Raw genomic sequence first — 23,379 nt, forward strand, 5'->3', positions numbered from 1 at the left:
CTTTGGCCTCCCTTTTTTGCCGGGGCGCAGGCTGTGATGGCTTGCACGCCCGAAGTTAGCGGGAAACGATCCATTTTCAAACGGTAAAGGATGAGGGACGATGGGAAATGTAGACATGCAGTTTGAGTTTGAGGAAAAAAGCCGGATCTTTGCGATTCATACGCAGCGCAGTTCCTACGTGTTCGGGATCAATGAACGGGACCGGCTGCAGCATCTGTATTGGGGCGAGCCTGTCACGATCGACGACTGCGCGCCGCTGCTGCGAGGGCGGTCGCACAGCTCCTTTGACGCCGAAGTGGATATGGAGGCCGAAGAGTACAGCTTCTGGGGCGGGGTCAACTATGACGAGCCTTCCCTGAGGGTGCGCATGCCGGACGGCGTCCGGGACCTTTTGGCCGGCTATGTGCGTCATGAAATCCGCGAGGAGGACGGCCGGCAGACGCTGGTCATTGTGCTGAAGGACCGGGTTTACCCGCTGGAAGCCCATCTGCTGTATCGGGTCATCCCGGAATATGACCTGATTGAGCGTTCCGCACGTATCGTCAATACCGGCGGGGATGACATCGTCCTCGAGAGCGTCCAGTCGGCCGCCTGGAGCCTGCCGGACCTGCGGGATTACCGATTGACGCATGTGACCGGCAAATGGTCGGGCGAATTCCAGCTCCGCCGCAACGTGCTGAGCGAGGGGAAAAAGGTGCTGGAGTCGCGCAGAGGCTTTACCGACAGCCACGCTAACCCGTGGTTTGCCGTCGATGAAGGCCAGGCGACGGAAACGGACGGCCGCGTCTGGTTCGGGGCGCTCGCCTGGAGCGGCAACTGGAAGATTACCACGGAGAAAACGGTGTTCAATCATGTCCGGGTGACCGGCGGGATCAACGATTTCGACAGCGAGTGGGTGCTGGGAGCCGGCGAGTCGTTCGATGCGCCGTGGTTTGTCGGCGGGTACACGGCCGGCGGCTTCGGAGGCATGAGCCGGAATCTGCATCAGTACCAGCACGCGTACGTGCTGCCAAGCTCTGAGCCGCGCAAGGTGCTGTACAACTCCTGGGAGGCGACGTATTTCAACGTGAACGCCGCAGACCAGATGGCTCTGGCCGAGCGGGCGGCGCGGATGGGCGTCGAGCTATTTGTCGTCGACGACGGCTGGTTCGGCCAGCGGAACAACGACCGGGCCGGGCTTGGCGACTGGTACGTGAATAAGGAGAAGTTTCCGAACGGTTTGGGCGAGCTGATCGGCAAGGTTCACGAGCTTGGCATGGAGTTCGGCATCTGGGTCGAGCCGGAGGCGGTCAATCCGGACAGTGACTTGTACCGGGCCCACCCGGATTGGGTGTACCATTTTGAGACGCGGCCGCGGACGGAGCTGCGCAACCAGCTGCTGCTGAACATTTCGAAGCCGGAGGTTAAGGCGTACATCCTTCAGTTCATGACCGAGCTGCTGCAGAACCACCGCATCAAGTTCATCAAGTGGGACATGAACCGCACGGTCACCGAGCCGGGGATGAAGGACCATCCGCTGCACCGGCACAAGGAGCTGTGGATCCGCCATGTCCGCAGCCTGTACGAGATTTGGGCCGAGCTGCGGCGCCGGTTCCCGCATGTGGAATTCGAGACGTGCGCGGGCGGCGGCGCGCGGATCGACCTCGGCATCTTCCGGTATGCCGACCAGTCCTGGCCGAGCGACAACACCGACGCGTTCGACCGCTTAAGCATCCAGGAGGGCTTCTCGTACACGTATGCGCCGCGGATGATGACCTGCTGGGTGACAGAATCGCCGACAGGCATGAACAAGCGGAATGTGTCGCTGAAGTACCGGTTCCACAGCGCGATGATGGGCACGCTCGGCATCGGCTCCAACCTGAACGAGTGGAGCGACGAGCTGATCGAGCAGTCCGGCGAATTCATCCGCCAGTACAAGGCGATCCGCCCGCTTGTGCAGTTCGGCCGCCAGTACCGGCTGGCCGATCTCCAGCACAAAGGCGTCACCGCCGTGCAGTACGTCGATGAAGCCGGCACGGACAGCGCCGTGTTTGCCTTCCTGCATTCGCAGCGCCTCGGCGAACCGCTGCCGCGGCTGCGTCTGCAGGGGCTGCAGGCGGACCAGGCGTACGCCATCGAGGGGCTGCCCGGCAGCTGGAGCGGACGCGCGCTGATGAACATCGGGATTGAGCTGCCGCTGCGGGGCGATTTTGACAGCCTGCTGTACCGGGTGACGGCGGTGGAGTAGGCGGATGGTGGCTGGTGGCCGGGAGATGGCCGGCAGGCTGTAGGCCGCCCCAGCTGATAAAGCTCACCGGCGGTAGATTGCGAGGCGGTTCCGGGTCAAAAGGCGATGACCCATTCAGCCGCACGAACTGAAAAGAGTGGACGTAAAAGGACGCTCCCGGGGAAATTGCCCGGGGGCGTCTTTTTCTTAAAGGGGAGGGACGTAGTACCGGCCAAGTTACTTTAGACAAAGAAGACACCTGGCCCCCCTACTTTACCCCTTCCGCGTCCCCCGGTACTCGGAGGGCGACTTGCCCATAATTTTTTTGAACAAGCGCGAGAAGTAATACGGGTCCTGGAACCCGAGACGATGGCTGATTTCCTTTACGCTTTGCCCGGTGAGGTCCAGGTGCCTGCAGGCCAGCTGGACCTTCAGACGCAGGTAGTAGTCGATCGGCGAATAGCCGGTCGCCTCCTTGAAGCGCTGGGTAAAATGCGGAACCGACACGCGCGCCTGGGCCGCAAGCTGCTTCAGTGTGACGGTGCCCTCCAGGCGGTCCATCATATACCGCACCGTTTGCGTGATATCGTGCTGGCTGTGGCGGAAAATCCCATCCTGCGGCTGCAGCCGGCACAGTCTCAAAATCGCCGCGAGGTGATGCGCCAGCTGCGACACATAAATGATATGGTTCAGCGTATAGCCCTGCTCCAGCAGCGCATACCCTTCCTGGAACAGCTCCGTCAGCTGGCGCGCTTTGTCCGGAGGCAGGGTGACGGAAAGGGATGCGGCGGCGGTTTTAACCGGACGGGAAGGCGGCTCTGTCAGGTCCCCGCTGTCCGAGGTTCCCGGTGCACCCGCACCGATATTATTCCATTCATCGGACCCGCTAACATGCATACTGGCTTCCTCGGCCTCTGGCCCGTGCCCTGACTTGTGTCCTGGCTCATGCCCGGACTCGTGTCCTGACTCGTGCCCTGGACCGGGTCCCAGACCAAATCCCTCAAAAAACGCCTCCGTCTGCTCCCCCTTGAAATGCCACCAGTAAATGCTCCACGGATGCTCCTCCGACGAGCCATAGGCGTGGGGAGTCCGCGCGGGAATCACGATGGCCTGGCCCTGGCCGACCGGCTGCGCCCGGCCGCTTCCCAAGCGGTACCAGCCTTCTCCTTCCATGCAAAATATGACGATGACCGCTTCGCTGCCTTCGGGCCGCTCCCGGTAATGATGCAGGGCGCGCGGGAAGTATCCGGTATCGGTCACGTAGAGGGGACGGACCAGCGGATGCGACGACGCCTCCATCAGAATATGATCCGGCAGGACGATGAGTTTCTCGGATTTGAATCCGTCGGGTTTTCGTATCTTTTCCATAGTATTTACTATGGTTTGGGCCGTGTCCTTTGTCAATGGAAACTTCCGTCTCAACAATCCCTATCAACACTGAAAAATCATAATATAATCCATCATTCCCATGAGATCGTGAATGGAGGGCGTCGCCGCTTCCTTTTAAGATGAGGATAGAGTTTTGAAAGGTTCCGAATGCAGACATCGCCATTGCCAATGATACAAGCGGCAAGCGAAAGAAAGGATGAGTCAGCATGGCCAAAGCGCCTGAAGAAGTAAAGGTATGGGAGGAGCGGGTGGAAATCCCGACTTACGAGGCAGGCAAGCCCGATCCGAACCCGATGTTTTTGGAGAAGCGCGTGTACCAAGGAAGCTCGGGACGGGTTTATCCGCTGCCGGTCATCGATAAGATTTATGACGAAAAAGTTCTGAAATCGTACCGTATCATCTTTTTGGAAAATGAATACGTGCAAATCCAGGTCATGCCGGAGATCGGCGGACGGATTTACCGGGCGGTCGACAAGACGAACGGATATGATTTTGTCTACCATAACCAGGTGATCAAGCCGGCACTGGTGGGCCTGGCCGGACCGTGGATTTCCGGGGGGATCGAGTTCAACTGGCCGCAGCATCACCGCCCGAACACGTTCGGCGAGGTGGAGTATACAATCGAACGCAATCCGGACGGGAGCGCGACGGTATGGGTCGGGGAAATCGACCGCATGTACGGCACCAAGGTGACGACCGGCTTCACCCTGCATCCGGGCAAGGCTTACCTCGAAATTCAGGCCCAGCTGTACAACCGGACAGCGGCGCCGCAGACGTTTCTGTGGTGGGCCAACCCGGCGGTCGCGGTCAACGACCACACGCAGTCTGTGTTTCCGCCGGACGTGCATGCGGTGTTCGACCACGGCAAGCGCGACGTGTCCAAGTTTCCGATCGCCACGGGCACGTATTATAAAATGGACTACTCCGCCGGTGTGGACATTTCCAAATACAGCAACATTCCCGTGCCCACCTCCTACATGGCCTATCACTCGGACTATAATTTTGTCGGCGGTTACGACCACGGCGTCGGCGCAGGGCTGCTGCATGTTGCGAACAGGCATGTGTCGCCAGGGAAAAAGCAGTGGACCTGGGGACACGGGGAGTTCGGCCAGGCATGGGACCGCAATCTGACGGACGAGGACGGTCCGTACATCGAGCTTATGACCGGCGTCTACACCGACAACCAGCCGGACTTCAGCTGGCTCGCGCCGTACGAGGAGAAGAGCTTCAAGCAGTATTTTATGCCGTATAAAAAGATCGGTCTGGTGAAGAACGCCTCCATCGACGCGGCCGTAAACCTGGAGACGGCGGACGGGCAGGCATTAGTTCAGGTCTACGCCACCTCGGTATTTGAACAAGCGCGCATACTGCTGAAGAGCGCCGGACAGATCGTTCTGGACAAAACGGTGAGGCTGTCGCCGAGCGACGTGTTCCAGGCGGAGGTGAGTATTGGCGCCGAAGTCCGGGAAGAGGAGCTGCGGGTCATCGTACTGGACGCGGAGGGAAGGGAGCTGGTCTCCTACCGGCCGATGCCGAAGAAAATCGAGCAGATTCCCGACCCGGCCAAAGCCATCGAGGCGCCGGAGCTGCTGCCAAACACCGAAGCGCTATATTTGGCGGGACTGCATCTGGAGCAGTACCGGCACTCAACCCGTGAGCCGGAAGCTTATTATTTGGAGGGACTGAAGCGGGATCCCGGCGACATCCGGCTGAACAACGCTTACGGACTGCTGCTGCTGCGGAGGGGATGCTTTGAGGAGAGCGAAGTGTATTTCCGAAAAGCGATCGACACCCTGACGCGCCACAACGCAAGGCCGTATGACAGCGAGCCGTTCTATCATCTCGGCCAAACGCTCAAATGGCAGGGCCGGCTCGAAGAGGCATACGCCGCCTTCTACAAGAGCGTGTGGACGGGAGCGTGGCAGGCGGCGGGATACTTTGCCCTCGCGCAGATCGCCTGCGGGCAGGGGCAGTACGACGAGGCGCTCGAGCTGGTGGACCGTTCCCTGAACGTCCAATACCGCCATTACAAGGCCCGTCATCTCAAAAGCGTCATCCTGCGGAGACTGGGCCGCGCCGCGGAGGCCGAGACGCTCGTACGGGAGACGATCCGCATCGATCCGGTGGAATTCGCGGCCCGTAACGAGCTGATCGCCGTCTACCGCGATACCGGCCGGACGGCTGAGGCGCAGGAGGCGCTGGACAGCCTGGCGGGCCTCATGCGCGGCGATGCGCACAATTACATCGCCTTGGCTCAGGATTACGCCGAAGCCGGCCAATACGCGGACGCGCTGGAGGTCCTGGGCCGCATCGCAGCACCGGAACAGCCGGACGTCTATCCGATGGTCCGCTATTACCAGGCGAGTTGGAGCCGGAAGAACGGACAGGATGAGCAGGCTGCCGCTTATGATAGACTGGCTGCGGCGGCGGACCCGGCGTACTGCTTCCCGAACACGCTGCACGATTACGCCGTGCTCCAAGAAGCGGCGGCGCTGCACCCAGAAGACGCTAAGGCAAGGTACTACTTGGGCAACCTGCTCTATGACAAAAAGCGTCATGCCGAGGCGGCCGCGTGCTGGGAAGCTTCGGTGGCGCTGGACGGCAGCTTTGCGACGCCTTACCGCAACTTGGCGCTCGCCTACTACAACAAGCTGAACCGCCCGGACGACGCGCAAGCGGCGCTGGAGACGGCGTTCCGGTTGAACCCGGCGGACGCACGCGTCTTTTACGAGCTGGACCAGCTGTACAAAAAAACCGGCCGCTCGCCTGAACAACGGCTGCAGGCATTGGAAGCGCACCGTGAGCTGGTAGAGTTTCGGGATGACCTGTACCTCGAATACTTAACGCTGCACAATACATTGAACCGCCATGAGGAGGCGCTCAGCCTTATTCTCGCCCGCAACTTCCATCCATGGGAAGGCGGGGAAGGCAAAGTGCCGGCACAATACGTGACCGCCCGTGTTGAAATCGCCAAAAGGCTGCTGAACGAAGGCCGGGCGGAGGAGGCCGCCGAGCAGCTGCTGCTCGCGAAGCAGTACCCGCTGAACATCGGCGAGGGCAAGCTGGAAGGCGCCCAGGAGAACAACATTGACTATTACCTCGGCGTTGCGTACGGCCTGCTCGGCCGGCAGGAGGAAGCGCAAAATGCGCTGCTTCAGGCATCGCAAGGGCTGGAGGAGCCGGCCAGCGCCATGTACTACAACGACCAGCCGCCGCACATGATTTTCTACCAGGGCGCGGCCCTGCGCAGGCTGGGGCGGGAAGCGGAAGCGCGGAGCCGCTTCAACAAGCTGGTCGACTACGGGGAAAAGCATCTGTTCGACCGGCCGCAAATCGATTATTTCGCCGTGTCGCTTCCCGACTTCCTCGTGTTTGAGGACGATCTGCACCAGCGCAACGAAATCCACTGCCATTACATGATGGGACTTGGGCAGCTGGGTCTGGGCCGAATCCGGGAAGCTGAGGAGCATTTCCGGCAGGCGCTGGCGCTGGAGCCGCATCATCAGGGAGCCGCGCAGCACCTTGAATTATGCCGGACGGGAATATGACGGCTCAGGCCGATGGAAAGGGGGCCAAAGATGAGCTGGACACCGCACCAAATTAACGGCTTTAACGCCTGGACGGGAAGGACCTCCGCCATGGAGGTCACGCTGCTGCCGGAGCTCGGCAGCAAAATGGTCTCCCTCCGCAACCGTCTGACCGGCCGGGAATGGCTCGCGCCGGCGGACGGACCGCTGGGGAACGGGGGCTACGCCAGTTCCTTCGCGGACAGCGACGGAAGCGGCTGGGATGAAATGTTCCCGACCATCAACGTATGCCGATATCCGGAGCACCCCTGGAGAGGGACGGAGCTTCCGGATCACGGTGAGGTCTGGTCCATTCCCTGGAAGGCTGAGGGACATGGAGATCTCCTTTCGTGCAGCGTGCACGGCGTGAGGATGCCATACCGGCTCGAGAAGACGTATTCTTTTGCCGCAGAGGACCGGCTCCGGATCGACTATCAGGTGACCAATCTCAGCCCGTTCCCGTTTGCGTTCCTGTGGGCGGCCCATCCGCTGCTGCAAATCAGGGAAGGGATGCAGATCATCGTGCCGGAAGGGTTGAGCGAGATTGCAATCTCCTATTCGGAACGTGACAGGCTTGGAAAAAGGGGGGATCTGCGGGCGTGGCCGCAGCCCTTTTCGAACCAACCGGAATGCCGCCTGGATCGCACGGGACGCCGTGAGGAGCGGACGGCCGAGAAATTTTACTTTACGGGTGAGCTGCCGGAAGGAAAGGCTTCCGTTTATGATCCGGTCAAGCAGGAAGGAATCACCTTTACCTTTCCGAATGAGAAGGTGCCTTACCTGTCGGTGTGGGCGAATTACGGCGGCTACCAGGGGCAGTATCATCTGGCACTGGAGCCGGCCACGGGTTTCCTGGACGACTTGGCGCATGCCATGAAGCGGGATGCCGCTGCTGTCGTAGAGGGCTTCCGAACGTATGCGTGGCATTTGGAAGTGAGCTGGATGGAAGCCAAGCAGTGAGATGAAACGAAACCGGGTGGCTGAACGACAAGCCGATCGAAATCCGGACCATTGCGGCAGGGCGTTCAACCTACGAAAACCCCGCGCCGGGGAGCAGCAGGTTCCAGACGAGGGCTGTGAATTCCCGATCCGCGAGTCCGTTGCATCATCTGACAAAAATCCTGCACCCACTCCAGGGATGCAGGATTTTTTTTATGGCCCAAAGTCTATGTCAAAATAATCGGCAGTTCCTTCAGCGCGAACATCATCATGCTGTCCATTCGCGCCAGCTCAGCGGAACGGTCGCGGCGGTATTCGGGAAAACGGGCAAGCAGCGTTTCGATCGCGATTTTGGACTCAAGGCGGGCAAGCTGGGAGCCGAGGCAGTAATGGATGCCGCTGCCCAGTCCCAGGTGCGGGTTCGGATTGCGGTGGATATTAAATTCCTCCGGACGTTCGAACACCTTCTCGTCATGGTTGGCCGACGCCATCCAGATATGGACGAATTGACCTACTTTCATCTCCTGGCCGCCAAGGACGGTATCCTGCTTCACGCGGCGGAACATGACCTGCACCGGCGAGAAATAGCGGAACACTTCCTCCAGCGCGCCGGGAATGAGGCTGCGGTCAGCAAGCAGCTGCGCACGGACGTCCGGCAGGGTGTCGATGCCGAGCATCGCCGAGGAGATCAGGTTGGTCGTCGTTTCGTTGCCAGCCACGAGGAGCAGGATGCAGAAGCCGATGATCTCGAGGTCCGTCAGATGCTCATTGTCGATTCGAGCCTCGACCAGCTTGGTGACCAGATCGTCCTGCGGATGGCGTCTGCGGTCCTCGGCAATTTCGGAGAAGTATTCGCTCATCTCGCGCTGGCACTGATAGAAATCTTCGCCGCTGTCTCCGACCAGGGCGTCGGACCAGGCTTTGAATTGTTCGCGGTGGTCCAGCGACACGCCCAGCATCTCGGCGATGACGACGATCGGCAGTGGGCTGGCAAAGTCAGCGATGGCGTCCATCCGCCCCTTTTTCTCCGCTTCGTCCAATAGCGAGGTGGTGATCGACTGGATTTTGGGAGCCAGCGACTCGATAACGCGCGGCGTGAACGCCTGGGTCACCAGCCGGCGCAGCTGCCGGTGCTTGGGCGGATCCTGCCGCAGAATGCTGTGCTCGAGCGGGTCCTCGGAGTCAGGGAAGGCCGACGAGGAAAAAATGTCGTGATTCGTAAATACCGTCTTTACATCGTCATATCCGTATACGTCCCAAACTTGCCCGTCGTTGGACTGGACAACGGGGGAATCCCGGCGCATCTTTTTATACCATTCCAAAGGCAGCAGTCCATTTGCATTCCATTCCATGAAGCAACACCGTCGCTTTCTTTTTTAGATGAGAACAACCTGAATTTTGGGCAAAGCCGGCTTATCGATCATTACGCTGGAGAACTTCCGATCCATGAGGTCTGTCTACAAGTAAACGAGGTTTGTCTGCTAGAGCTGATCTTTTTCTAGATGGGATGAATTTCTGAAAATAGGTTCTGTGTCTAGGTCTCTCTCTGTTTCCTAATAAAGTTCTTCTGTTTAACACGCTGCTGTCTTTTGAACTGACTGGTCAGTTTGATGTGGGCAAAAAAAGGTCCTGCTTAATCAAGCGACTTAAACAGACCTTCGGCGACGACCGTGAATACGAAGCTTTCCAAGTCCTCGCGGCTGTACTCCTCCTGGTGGCTCAAATAATAATTGCATGTGCTTTCCAGCATGCCGATCGTACTGGCTGCAGCCAGGTCCGCGTCAACGTCGCGCATAATGCCGCCCTCGCATTGGGCTTCTCTAAGAATGCCGGCCAGAAAGCTTAAATGCTCGCGCCGGAGCTGCTTCAGTTCATCCAGCACATCGGGCTCAATGCCGTTGGAAATTTCGTTGAACACGATATGGGCAAAATGGCGGGAGTCGAGGAACAAGTCCAGATGGTGGCGGAGAACCCGCAGAATCTGCTCTTTGATCGGAAGCGCGGAGCTAAGGTCGGTTTTCGTCCGCTCCATGATGTCCTCGAATCCGGCTTTTACCACGGCTTTGAACAGCTGGGACTTTCCCGGAAAGTTGTAGTACAAGGTGCCTTTGGCGACCTGCGCCTGCTGGGCGATCTCATCCATGCTGGCCCGGTGGTAGCCGTATTCGGAGAAGACGCGGGTGGCTGCGTGCAGAATCTTTTCTTTGCTCACGGTGGTGTATCGGTCCTTTCCATCTCATTCGTCGGTTGGACGGGATTAATCTGACTGGTCAGTTCAAAAACAACATAACATGCTGGGAATATTTAGTCAACCGGACCCGCATCGATGGGTGGGGAAACGCCCGATTTTTAAAGGTATGAGATAGAATGAAACCTGATATGTTATACTGAGCACAAATTCAATTTAGGAGTGATCTTCTGAGAAAGAATAAATCCATGTCCTTTGACGATCTGCTGATGGAATTGAAAGGCCAAAAGTCGGCGCAGGAAGAATCCGGCCGCATTGCCCTCGACAAGCTTTTAAACGGCTCGTTTATGCGCAAGCATTCGTCGTTTGCCAGCTTTCAGGATTTTTTGGAAAATGGCAATTTTCAAGCGGAAACCCAAGAAGAGTTGAATAAAATACCGGATGAGCTGCTGGATCGGCATGTGTCCCGGCAGACCGACTTTAAGGATTGGAAAACCATGCTGGAACAAGCGAATGCGGATTATGCCGCGAATAACGGGTAGCCTATCCTGCGTTCGCGTGGATAGATCAAGAGAGGATCAAGCTTTGCGCTTGCTCCTCTTTTTTGTGGGTATTCCAGCATGCAGCTTCGTCGTGTTCAACTTAACTCTTTCTTAAGGATTGTCTTTAACTTCTCTTTCGTTTTGGCTCCTAAACTGGGCTTACGATACAAGAGGAGGAATTCAATTCATGATGAAGAGTAAAGAAAAGCGGAGGTCCATAGCCTTCATATCCCGAAAAATGATACTCGTGCTGCTCCTGGCAGCCGTCTTCTCAGGAGCTTACACCAGCCTGGCGTCAGCGGCTCCCAAGCTTGAGACAGGCCGGGAGGATCAGATTGACCGGTTCATCGAGACCCGCATGCATCAGAACCGGATTCCCGGATTGTCTGTCGCGATTGTCCACGACGGCGAAATTGTATATTCAAAAGGGTACGGGGAAACCGGAAGCGGAGCAGCCGTCACGCCGGACACGCCGTTTCCGGTCGCTTCCCTGAGCAAGTCGATCACGGCGCTGGCCGTCATGCAGCTGGTTGAAGCGGGGAAGATCCGGCTGGAAGACAAGGCGGTGGACCTTCTCCCAACCTTTCGGATGGACGATCCGAGGGGGAAGGAGATCACGGTGCGGCAGCTGCTGAACCAGACTAGCGGTCTGGCCGATACCGTGTTTCCGGAAATGGCGTTTTCGGCGCAGCCCGCTTCGCTCGGCGAGTCGATCGCCCGGTTGAAGGGGGTCAAGCTCGCCAGCGACCCGGGAACGGCGTTTCATTACCATAACACCAATTATCAGCTGCTCGCGCTGATCGTGGAGACGGTGAGCAAGGAGCCTTTTCCGGACTATTTGCAAAAGCACATCTTTGCTCCGATGCACATGGACCGTACGACGGACGCCGCGTTGACCAGTTCCTTTAAAGAACCGGGCCACATGCTGCTCTATGGCCAGCCGGTCGCTTTGAAGGAACCGGATTGGTTCGTGGAGGGAGCGGCAGGGAATGTCTCGACCGCAAACGATATGGCGCGGTGGCTGATGCTGCAGCTTGGCGGGGGGACTTATGGGGGAACACGCCTGCTCAGCCCGGAGGGTATTGCGGCAATGCGCGAGGTTCCCGCTGGTGTGGAGAGCCGTTACGGTATGGGATGGACAGTGGACGGTGCAAGGTTGAGTCATAACGGTATTTTGTGGACGTATCAGGCGGATCAGCTGCTGATGCCGGAGAGCGGCTACGGGATCGTCATCCTGTTTGGCAGCGGGTTGAATGCGCTGGTTAACTATGGCACCTTTGCTTCAGGCATTGCCGACATTTTGAACGGGGAGGAGCCGCCAAAGTCAGCGATCTCCGTAGGCATGATCGAAGCGGGGATCGCGCTGCTGACGCTGCTGACCGTCCTGCTGTGGGTGCGTGGATTCTTTTTCCGCTGGAATCGGTGGGAACACAAGGCCCGGCAGCGCCGCGTTTGGCTGATTTCGCTGCGGATGCTCGCCACCTTGATCCCGCTTGCGATTTTCATCAGCCTGCCGCAGATCCTGACCTTCGTTGGCGGCGGGAGAGTGCTGAAATGGGAGCAAATTTTCCTGCTGATGCCGAGCGTCGTGATTTGGCTGGCACTTCTGTCGGCGTTTGGCGCGATCAGCTTCGTCCGCAAGGCCCTCTGCATGGTTGCGATATTACGGGAACACCAAAAAGCCCAGGCCTAGTGCCTGAGCTTTTTTTTGATGACATTTCCGGATCGTGAGCTGCTTAAGTCCAGCGGGCCGCCCACAGCTTCATTTCATGGCAGATGACATGCAGGTCCTGTCCCTTAGGCGTGAGCGAGTATTCCACCGTCACCGGTACGGTAGGGAATACTTCCCTTTCCAGCACGCCCTGCTCCTCCAAATGGCGCAGCGTACTGGTCAGGGCACGGGGGCTTACGCTGGGGATACGGCGCTGCAGCTCACCAAAGCGAAGAGTGCCGCAGAACAGCTCGCGGATGACGAGAAAGGCCCATTTTCCGCCCAGCACATCCAGTGTTTTCTCAATGTTGCATTCGATATGCGTCGGGTTTTTCGGAATGTAACTGCTCGCTTTTTTGACTGTTTCCATAGACTCTCCTCCTTATATGTATATAACTATACTCTATATAGTATCTACCCTTGATATAATTAAGTGAAAAACATTTCACTTCTTTAAATCATATATGAACTTTTATAGAATGAAAAGGGTAACAGGACAACAAGGAGGTAGATGGAATGAAATACCGGAGACTGGGAAGAAGCGGGCTTAAAGTCAGCGAAATCAGCTTGGGCAGCTGGCTTACATATGGCGGTTACGTAGAACGCGAAAATGCGGTGAATTCGATCAAAACGGCATACGATTTGGGCATTAACTTTTTCGATACGGCGAATGTCTATGAAAAAGGCGCGGCGGAAGAGCTTGTCGGCAAAGCGCTGAAAGCGTATCCGCGCGAATCTTACGTGCTGGCGACCAAGGCGTTCTGGCCGATGGGCGAAGGCCCGAATGACCGCGGCTTGTCGCGAAAGCATATTACGGAGCAGGCGAATGCCAGCCTGAAGCGGCTTGGACATGACTATGTGGACATTTTCTACTGCCACCGCCATGATCCGGAGACGCCTTTGGAAGAAACGCTGCGCGCGATCGACGACCTGGTTCGCCAGGGCAAAGTGCTGTACGTCGGCGTGAGCGAATGGCAGGCATCGCAGATCGCCGAAGCGATCGGCGTGGCCGACCGTTATCTGCTGGACCGCATTGTGGTCAACCAGCCGATTTACAACATGTTTGAGCGCTACATCGAGAAGGAAGTCATGCCGCTCAGTGAACGCGTAGGGATCGGACAAGTGGTGTTCTCCCCGCTGGCTCAAGGCCTGTTGACAGGCAAATACACGTCGGCTTCCGACATTCCACAGGACAGCCGCGCGGCGAAGCTCGATTGGATGCGTAAAGGCATCACCGAAGAAAAGATCGCCAAAGTGCAGCAGCTTGAAGGCGTCGCCAAAGAGCTCGGCATTTCCGTCGGCAACCTGGCCCTTGCGTGGATTCTGCGCAAAGACAACGTGGCCAGCGCGCTGGTCGGCGCAAGCCGTCCGGAGCAGGTGACGGAGAATGCCAAGGCTTCGGGCATCGTCCTGAGCGAAGACGTGCAGGAGCGGATCGAAGACATTCTGAAATAATCGGACCGGCCAAGGGTTCGGCCAGGTTTGAACTGAAGCGAAGAGGAGGCGTTACTTGTGGCCAAAGTCGTCATTACAGGCGGAAGCGGCATGCTTGGACAGTGGGTCGTGCGTCATTTTATCGAGCAGGGGTATGAGGTGCTGAACGTGGACTTCCGGCGTCCCGACGAGAACCTCTGCCCTACGCTGATTGCGAATCTTGAGGATTTGGGAGAGACCTACGGCGCGCTGGCCGGGGCGGATGCCGTCGTTCATTTGGCGGCGATCCCGGCGGCGCATATCCGCACGTCGGAAGTTACGTTCCGGAACAACGTCATGTCGACGTACAACGTGCTGGAGGCCGCCGCAGGTCTCGGAATCCGCAAAGCAGTGATCGCATCCAGCGAATCGTCCTACGGCATCGTATTTGCAGTCAGTCCCTTAAGCCCGCAATACGTGCCCGTGGACGAGGCGCATCCGCAGCTGCCCGAGGACAGCTACGGACTATCCAAGGTGGTCAATGAATTGACGGCCGACATGTTCCACCGGCGCACCGGCATGCAGGTCGTCTCCATTCGCCTCGGGAATGTCATCCCTCCGGAATGGTATGAGCGTTTTCCCTCATTCATCGACAAGCCCGAAGAACGGGACCGCATTCTGTGGAGCTACATCGACACCCGCGACGCTGCTTCGGCCATCCGGCTGGCCGTCGAGGCGGACGGGCTCGGTGCGGTGGCCCTTAACGTGGCCGCCGACGATTCCAGCATGGCGGTTCCGAGCCGCGAACTGCTGGCCGCCAGGTATCCCGGCGTGACGGACATCCGCGCGCCGCTGGCGGGGCATGAGACCCTGCTCAGCAACGAGAAGGCGAAGCGCCTGCTCGGCTGGCAGCCGCAGCACCGCTGGCGCGACGAGGTTGCAAAGCTTCGCTGAACGCAGCTGGGAGTACCCGACAAGAAGCATGGACCTTAGAAAGAGATACTCCTATGCAAACTCCAGACCAAGAAGACCCGGGCATCGTTCCGGAGTCTTCTTGGTTTTTTTGTCGGTCATTTCCTGCTATTTTGCCTTGGCGGCGTCCTTCTGCAGCTCTTTCCAGGCGGCGACCGAGTCGGCGCTCGTATAGATGTAAGGGGTCTGGGGCTGGGCAATCGGCGTGATTTGCGAAGCCTCGATCTCGATCAGATTCTTGCCCCCTTGGGACACGATCTTCAGTTTACCCTGTACCTTGACCCAGGAATCGGCCGGCAGGGCCAGCTTCTGCTGCGGATCGACCATAATGCCGAAAGGGGTGGCGTCTGCCGTGCAGCACTGCACCAGAAAGCGGCTGACCGCAAAGGGGCCGCTTGCTCCGCCCGTCTGATCGCGATAGACGAAGCCGGATACGGCGATTTCCTTGCCTTCAAACTGCTCCTTGAACATCTCGATCGCCCCGAACGTTTCGGAGTAAATCGCCGGGTAGACCGGGATGACGGGCTGGGCGTACAGCAGTTTGGCGAGCTCGGCGAATTCCTTGGCATACGGATCGGAGGTCTCGAAGGTGACGGCGGTATCCGGATCTGTGGGAGCGCGGGTAATTGACTTGTTCGGCCCTGTGGATGCGCTGGAAATAGCCTTCTCCGGCTCCATCGCCGAATAGGAGAGGGAGATGCCCTTCTTGGCGGCGGCGATGCTGCCGAGGGCCTTATCCGGAAGGAGGAACCCGAGCAGCAGCGGGAGCACGAACAAGCCGTACAGGCCGGTACTTTTCAAGAAGCCGGCAGGCAGGCGGTGATCGCAGTTGCACAGCACCTGGCTGCGTCCGAGCAGCGCCTGGATCACCAGGCTGAGCGCCATCAGGCCCAGCGGAACCGGGCACAGCCGGATCCATCTCGCCAAGGCGGGCGCGACGTAATAATGCAGCGCGTCCTGCTGCATCAGGTGCAGAATATAGAGGGCGAAAGCCGCCAGCACGGCCGCCCGGAACAGGTAATGCAGCCGGATGCTGCGGGAGTCGTTCACTTGGCTCTACCTCCAGTCGGATTATGTGTTGGGTTCTCGCATCTTGCGCGGGCGTGTTCCTGGCATGGGCGTTCACAGCCAGATCGAATGTTACATCCGCCAAAAAGTTTACAGCCAGACCGAAATCAGAACCGAACCGACAAAGACGCAGGCGGCGATCAGGAAGAACAGATAGAGGGCGAACTTGGTTTTGAACAGCGCCATCAGCATCATGGCGTTTTTGAAATCCAGCATCGGGCCCAGCACCATGAACGCGATCAGCGAGCCGGCGGGAAAGGTGTGCAGGAAGGTGGATGCGACAAAAGCGTCCGACGTGGAGCACAGGGAGAGCGCAAAGGCGAGCCCCATCATGAACAGATACGAGCCCAGCGGATGGCCGCCGATGGCGGAGAGGCTTTCCCGGACCATAAACGTCTGAATGCCCGCCGTCAGCAGGCAGCCGATGATCAAATATTTGCCCATGTCGAAAAACTCGTCCGACGTATGGACGAATACCGACGCCAGCCGGCCGCCGCGTGCGGCATGGAGATGAGCATTCCCGCCGGTTTCCCGCTCCATCGACCATCTCACCGGCGATTTTTTTACCGTAACGTAGACGATGAGCCCGATCAGGAAAGCGACGGCGAAGGCCAGTCCCATCCGGGCGTATGCGAGATCCGGGTGGCTGCGGAACGCCATGAAGGTGGCTCCGTAGACAACCGGATTGATGATCGGTCCGGATAAAATGAACACAATCGCGACATAAACGGGCATGCCCTTATGAATGAGCCGGCGGACGAGCGGGATCATGCCGCACTCGCACACCGGGAAGATTACGCCGAGGAGACAGGCGAACAGGATGGCCGGAACCGGCTTCTTCGGAATCCAGCGCGACAGAACCTCGTCCGGCACAAACACCTGCAGCAGCGATGAGAGCAGCGCCCCGGCCAGCACGAACGGCAGCGCCTCCAGCAGAATGCCGACAAAGCTGGTTTTGAACGTGTCCATATAGACGTTATCCAGCAGCTCGATGCGCTCCGGCAGCCACAGGACGAGCAGGATGATCAGAAAGGCGGCGGGAAGAAGCAGCGGGATGATTTTAAAAGGGGAGAGGGTGGTCATGGCGGGAACAGCTCCTTCCACAGAAATGATGAAGCTTAACGAAACAGTTCGGACCAGCGTTCCTTCAGCCTTGCCTCGTTCAAATTCAGGCCGATCATGACGAGATAGGGTGCGCCGGGGTAACGGGAGGTTTCCCAGAATGTGCGTGTCCCGGCATACTGGACGAGCTGGACCGGTTCATGGCGGGCGAGCGCCACATGCCCCTTGGCACGAAGAAGCGCGTCTCCGCACTCACGGAAGAACGCCTCCAGCCGCTCCCTGGACAGGGAAGCCTGGCTTTGCTCCGCCGGGGGAAAGGTCAGCGTGACGGTGCTGACTTTGGAAAAAGAGGCCGCCTCGTCATGATGTTCATGCCCGCCGTGGCCGCCATGCCCTTCATGAGTGTGGGCCGTGGCCGTAGATCCCCCACCGTGACCGTTATGGGCAAGGTGGCGAGCATGCGAAGCGGCTGGGTCAACAGCTCCACCGAACCTGTGCTGCGCCTGGCTGCTCAGCGCCTCCTGCGCCGGGGTCTGTGCACCAGCCCGGACAGCAGCGGCCTTGGACCCTTGGCGGCGGTTAACCCCGTCCAGCAGGCTGGACAGGTCAATCCGGCTATATTCTGTGTATACGATCGCCGCCTCGGGATTATGCTTACGGATCATGCTTTCGATCTTGCCGATCGTGCCCGGGGCGGCCAGGTCCTGCTTGTTGACCGCGACCAGATCGGCGCTTTCGATCTGCTTGCGCAGCGTGCGGACGAGCTCTTTGTCGGCGGAGAAGCGGCTGTTGAACTCCAGCACGTTCTCCGCGTCGAGCATCGTCACCGTATAATGGTGCCGTAACCGGCCGGCAAGCCCCGGCTCCTGAAGGGTGCGGCGGATTTCTTCCGGATCGGCCACGCCGGTGAGCTCGATGACGATTACGTCCGGCGAACGTTCCAGCAGGGTGGATAGACCCTGCGGCAGCTCGCTTTTCCGGCTGCAGCAGACACACCCGTCCAACAGCTTCTGCACCTGAACCCCTGCTTGCTCCTCGAGAATCGTTCCGTCTACATCCCGTTTGCCCAGCTCGTTCATCAGGATGCCGGGGGTCAGCCCCCGGGCCGAGCACTCCTTGAGCAAGGACAGTAGCAGCGTCGTTTTGCCGCTTCCCAAAAATCCGCTTAATATGATGACTGGCGTTTTCATACGCGATTCATCTCCTTTATCCTCGTTGTCGAATATAGAGCAGGCCCAGCGATACGGCCTGTACCAAGCGTGAATTTTTCTCCCATTTTATCTATACGTAAAGATTACGATTTAATGCCTATGAATATGGCGGTCCGGAAGGTGCTGATAGATTCAGAACCGCGGCGATTGATGCCATTACCGGGCAGCCTGCTGAGGAGAAATCTGGAAAAGAATGCTATAGATCCATTCATATCCGGAGCGAAGTCGTTTATGATAGGTTTATGTCAGCGACCAAGGATTTCCGGAGGAGGAAAAGGAAGGCATGAGCAAATTTGTCATTGGCATGGACCTCGGCGGAACCCGGATCAAATCGGCGGTATTTGACGCGGATGCCGGTTGGAGGATTGCCGCGGAAAGAATGGACGCCACCGAAGCGGACAAGGGACCGGAGCATGTGCTGAACCGGATGAAGCGGATTGTTCATGAACTGAAGAAGGAAGCGGGGATCGGGCCGATGGACGTGAGCTGCATGGGGATGGGCATTCCGGGGCTCCTGGATCCGCGCGAAGGGCTGTCGATTTTGTCTCCCAACTTTCCGGAATGGGAAAATATCCACGTCGTAAACCGGATGCGGGAGGAGTTCGCTTTTCCGGTTTTCATCGATAATGATGTGCGCGTCAACATGTACGGGGAGTGGCGGTTTGGCGCCGGCAGGGGCTGCAGGAACCTGATGCTCATTACTTTGGGAACCGGACTGGGTTCGGGAATGATTTATGAGGGGAAGGTTGTCTACGGCACGTCTTCGAGCGCAGGCGAGATCGGCCACATGAACATGTACAGGGAAGGGCGGCCGTGCCGCTGCGGCAGCTCGGGCTGCCTCGGCCGCTACGTGTCCGCGGTGGGTATGGTCCGAACGTTTGCGGAAAAGTTAGTGGAAGGACGGAAGAGCGTCATTCAGGAATGGACGGGCAACGACTCCTCGCAAATGACGGCACAGCTCATTTCGGACGCCTATGACCTGCAGGACGCGCTCGCTATTGAAGTCATGCACGAGACGGGAGAGCTTCTCGGGTATGGACTAGCGAACGCGATCAATCTGCTGAATCCCGAGCTGATCATTGTAGGCGGCGGCATGGCCGCGGCCGGGGAGCGGCTCTTGCGCCCGGTGCGCGAGACGGTAGCCCGCCATGCGCTGCAGCTGTCCGCCGGGGTCTGCCGCATCGTACAGGCCGAGCTTGGGGACAGGGCAGGGATGCTGGGCGCCGCTGTGTACGCAGACGGACGCTTGAAAGGAGGGAATTCATGGTCAGACAATGGGCTAACAGGCTGATTATGCTGCTGGTGCTGGCTGCGGTCATCCTGGTCGTTATTTACGCTTTCGAGGGAAAGTTGTTCGGCCTTCAAGACAGGAAAGCGGAAGGGAGCCCGACGGTTGTGGAGGCGATTGAGAAGATCCGGGGCGAGGAGTACGTGTCCTATATGATCGATGAGCGTCCGGTTGCTGACGGGGAGGTGGCATTTTTCCTACGGAAGACACCCAGTGGTGGGTACACCATCGCTGCAGAATATGTAAGGAAATTCGAAAAAGGCTGGAAGTGGGGCTATGGGGGAAGCTTCGGAGCCTCCAACTATCACCCCGGACTTTCCGACGCCGAAGCTCGGAAGGAGGGCTTCTATGCCGTGTACTTACCCGGGACGGAGGGTACGGAATTCGGCAGCTCTCCCTTTCCCATGTATTATGGCATCGCTCTGCATCCCGACATCAGCCGCATCGTGGTCAAGGACCCTACCGGCTATGAGAAGCAGGCGCAGATCATTCCCATCGAGCAAAACTTCAAATTGTTTTACGTGTTTTTGGATGCGTCACAGGGTACGAAGTTCGAAATTACGGGCTACGACCAGAGCGGAAACATCATCCAGCAGGTGACTCAGGACGAGGCTAACCCCAACAACACGGGGACGACACGAATCGATTAATCGTAATTTTACATAATCAGCCTTCCCAATTAACGGATCGGAAACAATCCATCGATAAGATGAAGGAGGAAAAATCCAATTCGAACAAGCCGGGAGGAGAGAAATAATGAGATTGGCGCTGTTGGGTGATTTGCATTACCACGAAATCGACGAGTCGGTACCGGGTCTGAAGGAAGCACGGCGTGCATTCTATCAAACGGTGCTGGAGCAGTTTTTGGAGCAGGAAGCGGACCTGTATATTTCGCTGGGGGATCTCACCAACTTCGGCACGGCCTCCGAGCTTCGCGAAGTGTACGACCTGCTTCGCCGCCAGGACAAGACGTTCATACACGTGCTGGGCAATCATGACTTGTATGCGCAGCGCAGAGCCGAGGTGCTGGAGATGACGGGCCAGGAGAGGTACCATGCCATCGACACGGATCAAGCGATGCTCGTGTTTCTCGACACGGCCAAGGAAATGGATTTTAAGGACTGGGGCGGCTGGCTCGATCCCGAACAGTTGGGCTGGCTTGAGGAGCAGGTAGGACTGTCAGGCGACAAGCCGCTCCTCGTCTTCGGCCATCACCCCGTGTACAATACGACGGCGGGTTCGGAGAAGGATAAGGGTTCGATTCATCCCATTATCGACATGTGGAGCATTTTGAACCAAAAGCAGGGCATTGGCATCTATTTCAACGGCCATACGCATATGGACTCGATCGCGCACCGGCAGGACTGGTCGTTCGTGCAGCTGTCTGCCTGCCTGGATCAGCCGGGCTTCCGGATCGTCGATATCGCGGAGGACGCGATCCGCATCACACCGGTCGAAGTGATGGACCCGACGCTGCCGGATCACATGGCGCTCCTTCACCAGCATATGAAGCATTTCAGCCCGAATCCGGATGCCAGAGGGATGGAGGACGACCGGGCTCTCCTCGTTCCGCTGCCGATTGCGCCGCAAATCTGAATATAGAGTAATCACGACCTTCGTGAAAGGGAGGCTGTACACGCATGAATGACGTTATGACCCGGGAGCATTTTTTCAAAGGTCTCGCCAAGCATAAACGGATTGCCTCCATCAAAGACCCCCGCCATATTGAAATCGCCTTGAAGCACCGGGATGAGCTGAGCGGCGTCTTTCTCTTGATGGGCCATATCGGTGTCGCCAAAGGCTATGTGAACGTATTCCGGGAGCACGGTCTGCCGGTGTTCATGCATTTGGAAAAAATCGGCGGGCTCAGCACGGACCATTACGGCCTGGATTATTTGGCCAAGAGCATCCGCCCGGTCGGCATCATTTCGACCAAAACCAGCGTCATCAAAACCGCCAAAAAAATGGGGCTGCTCACGGTGCAGCGTTTCTTTCTCGTCGACAGCGAAGGGCTGGAGAACATCGCGAAGAGCCTGTCCCAGGCCGAGCCGGACATCATCGAGCTGATGCCTGCCCGCATTCCGGACATGATCCGCAGGGTGAAGAGTTTTACGGAACTCCCGATCATCACCGGCGGCCTGCTGTATGAGCACAGCCACGCACAGGAGTGCCTGGACCAGGGAGCGACCGCCATTTCCGCTTCCCGTCCCGAGCTGTGGAGAAGAAAGATCATTTGATGTCCCGTTAATATTCCGCATAAACCGCGTTAATAGTTGTCCCTTATGATGAAATCGACAAGTAAATAGAACGGTTGGAGTTATGGAGAAACCTGATCTGTCGAGAGAGCGCTAAGCCAGCGTTCCTGCTCGGCGGTATTCGGGTTTCTTTATTTTTTTGGCTGCAGCCGTCGTTGTACAGCAGACATAAACCAAATTCAAGGGTGGAGGAATCAATCGATGTTCAAGAAAAAGATCGCACTGCTTACACTGTCCGCGGTAATGACGGGCATGCTGGCCGGATGCGGCGGCGGAGCCGAGAAGGCGGCCGGCAGCGAGACAGCGGAGGCAGCAGCGGCCAAGCCGGATAAAAAAATCGTCATCAAGTACTGGTACGCCTTCGGCGACAAGATCGAGGAAGCCAAGCAGCATATGGTCCAAACGTTCAATGAGTCCCAAGACAAGATCGAGGTGGTCGCCGAGCATCAGGGGAATTACGATGATCTTCATGCGAAGGTCCAGGCGGCTTTTGCGGCTGGGGACGCCCCGGCGGTCACGGATCTGGAAATTGCCTCCACGGGCGTGTTCGCCCATTCCGGCATGCTCGAAGACCTGACCTCATACGCCGAGAAGGACAAGGATCAGCTGAAGCTGGACGATTTTATCCCCGGACTGATGGGGAACGCCTACGTGGACGACAAGCTGTACGGGCTGCCTTTCATGCGCAGTACTCCGATTATGTACAAGAACGTGACGATGCTGAAGGATGCCGGGCTGGATCCGTCCGGGCCTAAAACGTGGGATGAGTTTGAGCAGTACTCCAAAGTGCTCAAAGAGAAAGGCAAGCTCGGCATGACCGTGCCGGTCGATATTTGGTTCTATGAGGCGCTGGTGGCCCAAAGCGGCGGCACGATGCTGAGCGAGGACGGCAAAAAGGCAACCTTCAACAACGCGGCCGGCGTGGCGCCGGTGGACTTCTGGAAGCGGCTGGTGAACGAAGGCCTGATCAAAATGCCGGTCGGCGACGAAGCCGGGGATACGGCGGACAAGGATTGGGCGAACCAAATTTCCGCGTTTAAGTTCGCCTCGACGGCCGGCGTGTCGCAAAGCCTGGAAATCGCCAAAGGCAACGGCTTTGAGCTGGAGACGGCCTTCATGCCGGCCAACAAGGATTACGGCGTGCCGACAGGCGGATGCCAGCTCGTCATGACGTCGAAGAGCAGCGCCGAGGAGAAGGCGGCGGCCTGGGAATTCATGAAATGGATGACCTCCCAGGAAAACACGATTTACCAGCATAAGCATGTCGGATACCTGCCGACCCGCACGTCGGCGGTGGAAAGCGAAGAGCTCAAGGAGCATTTTACCCAGTATCCGCAGTATAAAGTCGCTGTCGACCAGCTGAAATACGCGAGACCGCGCCCGATGGAGAACGGATATCCGGAAGTCGCCAAGATCGTCCGCGATGCGATCCAGAAGGCGATTATCGATCCGAAGACGACGCCGCAGCAGGCGCTGGACGAAGCCGCGGCCAAGTCGGATAAGCTGCTTGGCAAGTAAGCTTAGCGCCTGTCAGGCAATGAAACAGACCCGCCAAACAAGGAGGCATTC

The 23,379-nt window shown here is 58.0% G+C and carries 19 protein-coding genes; 12 read left to right on the forward strand and 7 right to left on the reverse strand.

What is annotated here, in order from left to right; translation table 11 throughout:
- The first annotated feature begins 100 nt into the window (after positions 1-100).
- Positions 101-2,227: an alpha-galactosidase gene (locus K2F33_RS12895; RefSeq protein WP_412973979.1), complete on the forward strand. Its 2,127-nt coding sequence runs from the start codon at positions 101-103 to the stop codon at positions 2,225-2,227.
- A gap of 252 nt (positions 2,228-2,479) precedes the next feature.
- Here K2F33_RS12895 and K2F33_RS12900 read toward each other — a convergent pair whose 3' ends face one another.
- Entirely contained in the window at positions 2,480-3,610 is a 1,131-nt protein-coding gene (locus tag K2F33_RS12900) for a helix-turn-helix domain-containing protein (RefSeq protein ID WP_412973980.1), read from the reverse strand.
- Positions 3,611-3,801: 191 nt separating this feature from the next.
- On the opposite strand from K2F33_RS12900, the gene K2F33_RS12905 reads away from it, so the two are divergent.
- On the forward strand, positions 3,802-7,143 hold the full coding sequence (locus tag K2F33_RS12905; protein ID WP_263881915.1) for a DUF5107 domain-containing protein: 3,342 nt from the start codon (positions 3,802-3,804) through the stop codon (positions 7,141-7,143).
- Positions 7,144-7,173: 30 nt separating this feature from the next.
- Positions 7,174-8,121 carry an aldose epimerase family protein gene (locus K2F33_RS12910; protein ID WP_263881916.1) on the forward strand — a complete coding sequence of 316 codons (948 nt, stop codon included), beginning with the start codon at positions 7,174-7,176 and terminating at the stop codon, positions 8,119-8,121.
- 206 nt (positions 8,122-8,327) lie between these two features.
- On the opposite strand, the gene K2F33_RS12915 is transcribed toward K2F33_RS12910, so the two are convergent.
- Positions 8,328-9,452, reverse strand: coding sequence for a cytochrome P450 (locus K2F33_RS12915; RefSeq protein WP_212985202.1), 1,125 nt, complete (start codon positions 9,450-9,452; stop codon positions 8,328-8,330).
- Between the two features lie 281 nt (positions 9,453-9,733).
- Positions 9,734-10,312: a TetR/AcrR family transcriptional regulator gene (locus K2F33_RS12920; protein WP_089548654.1), complete on the reverse strand. Its 579-nt coding sequence runs from the start codon at positions 10,310-10,312 to the stop codon at positions 9,734-9,736.
- 224 nt (positions 10,313-10,536) lie between these two features.
- On the opposite strand from K2F33_RS12920, the gene K2F33_RS12925 reads away from it, so the two are divergent.
- Entirely contained in the window at positions 10,537-10,830 is a 294-nt protein-coding gene (locus K2F33_RS12925) for a hypothetical protein (protein WP_076175606.1), read from the forward strand.
- Between the two features lie 187 nt (positions 10,831-11,017).
- On the forward strand, positions 11,018-12,523 hold the full coding sequence (locus tag K2F33_RS12930; RefSeq protein ID WP_263881917.1) for a serine hydrolase domain-containing protein: 1,506 nt from the start codon (positions 11,018-11,020) through the stop codon (positions 12,521-12,523).
- Positions 12,524-12,566: 43 nt separating this feature from the next.
- Here the strand turns inward: K2F33_RS12930 and K2F33_RS12935 are convergent, their stop codons facing one another.
- On the reverse strand, positions 12,567-12,911 hold the full coding sequence (locus K2F33_RS12935; protein WP_076175611.1) for a winged helix-turn-helix transcriptional regulator: 345 nt from the start codon (positions 12,909-12,911) through the stop codon (positions 12,567-12,569).
- 146 nt (positions 12,912-13,057) lie between these two features.
- On the opposite strand from K2F33_RS12935, the gene K2F33_RS12940 reads away from it, so the two are divergent.
- Together K2F33_RS12940 and K2F33_RS12945 are read left to right on the forward strand one after the other, a co-directional pair.
- Positions 13,058-13,996 (forward strand): aldo/keto reductase family protein, encoded by a 939-nt coding sequence (locus K2F33_RS12940; protein WP_089548652.1) that lies wholly within the window; start codon positions 13,058-13,060, stop codon positions 13,994-13,996.
- Between the two features lie 57 nt (positions 13,997-14,053).
- On the forward strand, positions 14,054-14,908 hold the full coding sequence (locus tag K2F33_RS12945; RefSeq protein ID WP_263881918.1) for an NAD-dependent epimerase/dehydratase family protein: 855 nt from the start codon (positions 14,054-14,056) through the stop codon (positions 14,906-14,908).
- A gap of 126 nt (positions 14,909-15,034) precedes the next feature.
- Here K2F33_RS12945 and K2F33_RS12950 read toward each other — a convergent pair whose 3' ends face one another.
- From K2F33_RS12950 to K2F33_RS12960, 3 genes are all read right to left on the reverse strand, one after another.
- A complete protein-coding gene (locus tag K2F33_RS12950; RefSeq protein WP_263881920.1) occupies positions 15,035-15,976 on the reverse strand; it encodes a TIGR03943 family putative permease subunit in 942 nt (313 codons plus the stop codon).
- Between the two features lie 108 nt (positions 15,977-16,084).
- A complete protein-coding gene (locus K2F33_RS12955) occupies positions 16,085-17,077 on the reverse strand; it encodes a permease (RefSeq protein WP_212971154.1) in 993 nt (330 codons plus the stop codon).
- 35 nt (positions 17,078-17,112) lie between these two features.
- On the reverse strand, positions 17,113-18,246 hold the full coding sequence (locus tag K2F33_RS12960; protein WP_263881921.1) for a CobW family GTP-binding protein: 1,134 nt from the start codon (positions 18,244-18,246) through the stop codon (positions 17,113-17,115).
- A 304-nt stretch (positions 18,247-18,550) separates the two neighbouring features.
- Between K2F33_RS12960 and K2F33_RS12965 the strand changes: the two genes are divergently transcribed.
- The 5 genes from K2F33_RS12965 to K2F33_RS12985 all read left to right on the forward strand — a co-directional run bounded on the left by K2F33_RS12965 (position 18,551) and on the right by K2F33_RS12985 (position 23,328).
- A complete protein-coding gene (locus K2F33_RS12965) occupies positions 18,551-19,558 on the forward strand; it encodes an ROK family protein (RefSeq protein ID WP_263881922.1) in 1,008 nt (335 codons plus the stop codon).
- Positions 19,531-20,205, forward strand: coding sequence for a hypothetical protein (locus K2F33_RS12970; RefSeq protein ID WP_212985195.1), 675 nt, complete (start codon positions 19,531-19,533; stop codon positions 20,203-20,205). The genes K2F33_RS12965 and K2F33_RS12970 overlap by 28 nt, the downstream gene beginning before the upstream one ends.
- Before the next feature lie 106 nt (positions 20,206-20,311).
- A complete protein-coding gene (locus tag K2F33_RS12975) occupies positions 20,312-21,151 on the forward strand; it encodes a metallophosphoesterase family protein (protein WP_076175630.1) in 840 nt (279 codons plus the stop codon).
- A gap of 44 nt (positions 21,152-21,195) precedes the next feature.
- Positions 21,196-21,792 (forward strand): glycerol-3-phosphate responsive antiterminator, encoded by a 597-nt coding sequence (locus K2F33_RS12980; protein WP_084204193.1) that lies wholly within the window; start codon positions 21,196-21,198, stop codon positions 21,790-21,792.
- A gap of 219 nt (positions 21,793-22,011) precedes the next feature.
- Positions 22,012-23,328 carry an ABC transporter substrate-binding protein gene (locus K2F33_RS12985; RefSeq protein WP_076175633.1) on the forward strand — a complete coding sequence of 439 codons (1,317 nt, stop codon included), beginning with the start codon at positions 22,012-22,014 and terminating at the stop codon, positions 23,326-23,328.
- Positions 23,329-23,379: the final 51 nt, after the last annotated feature.

The organism is Paenibacillus sp. PSB04 (assembly GCF_025809195.1).
Taxonomy (GTDB): Bacteria; Bacillota; Bacilli; order Paenibacillales; family Paenibacillaceae; genus Paenibacillus_AQ; species Paenibacillus_AQ favisporus.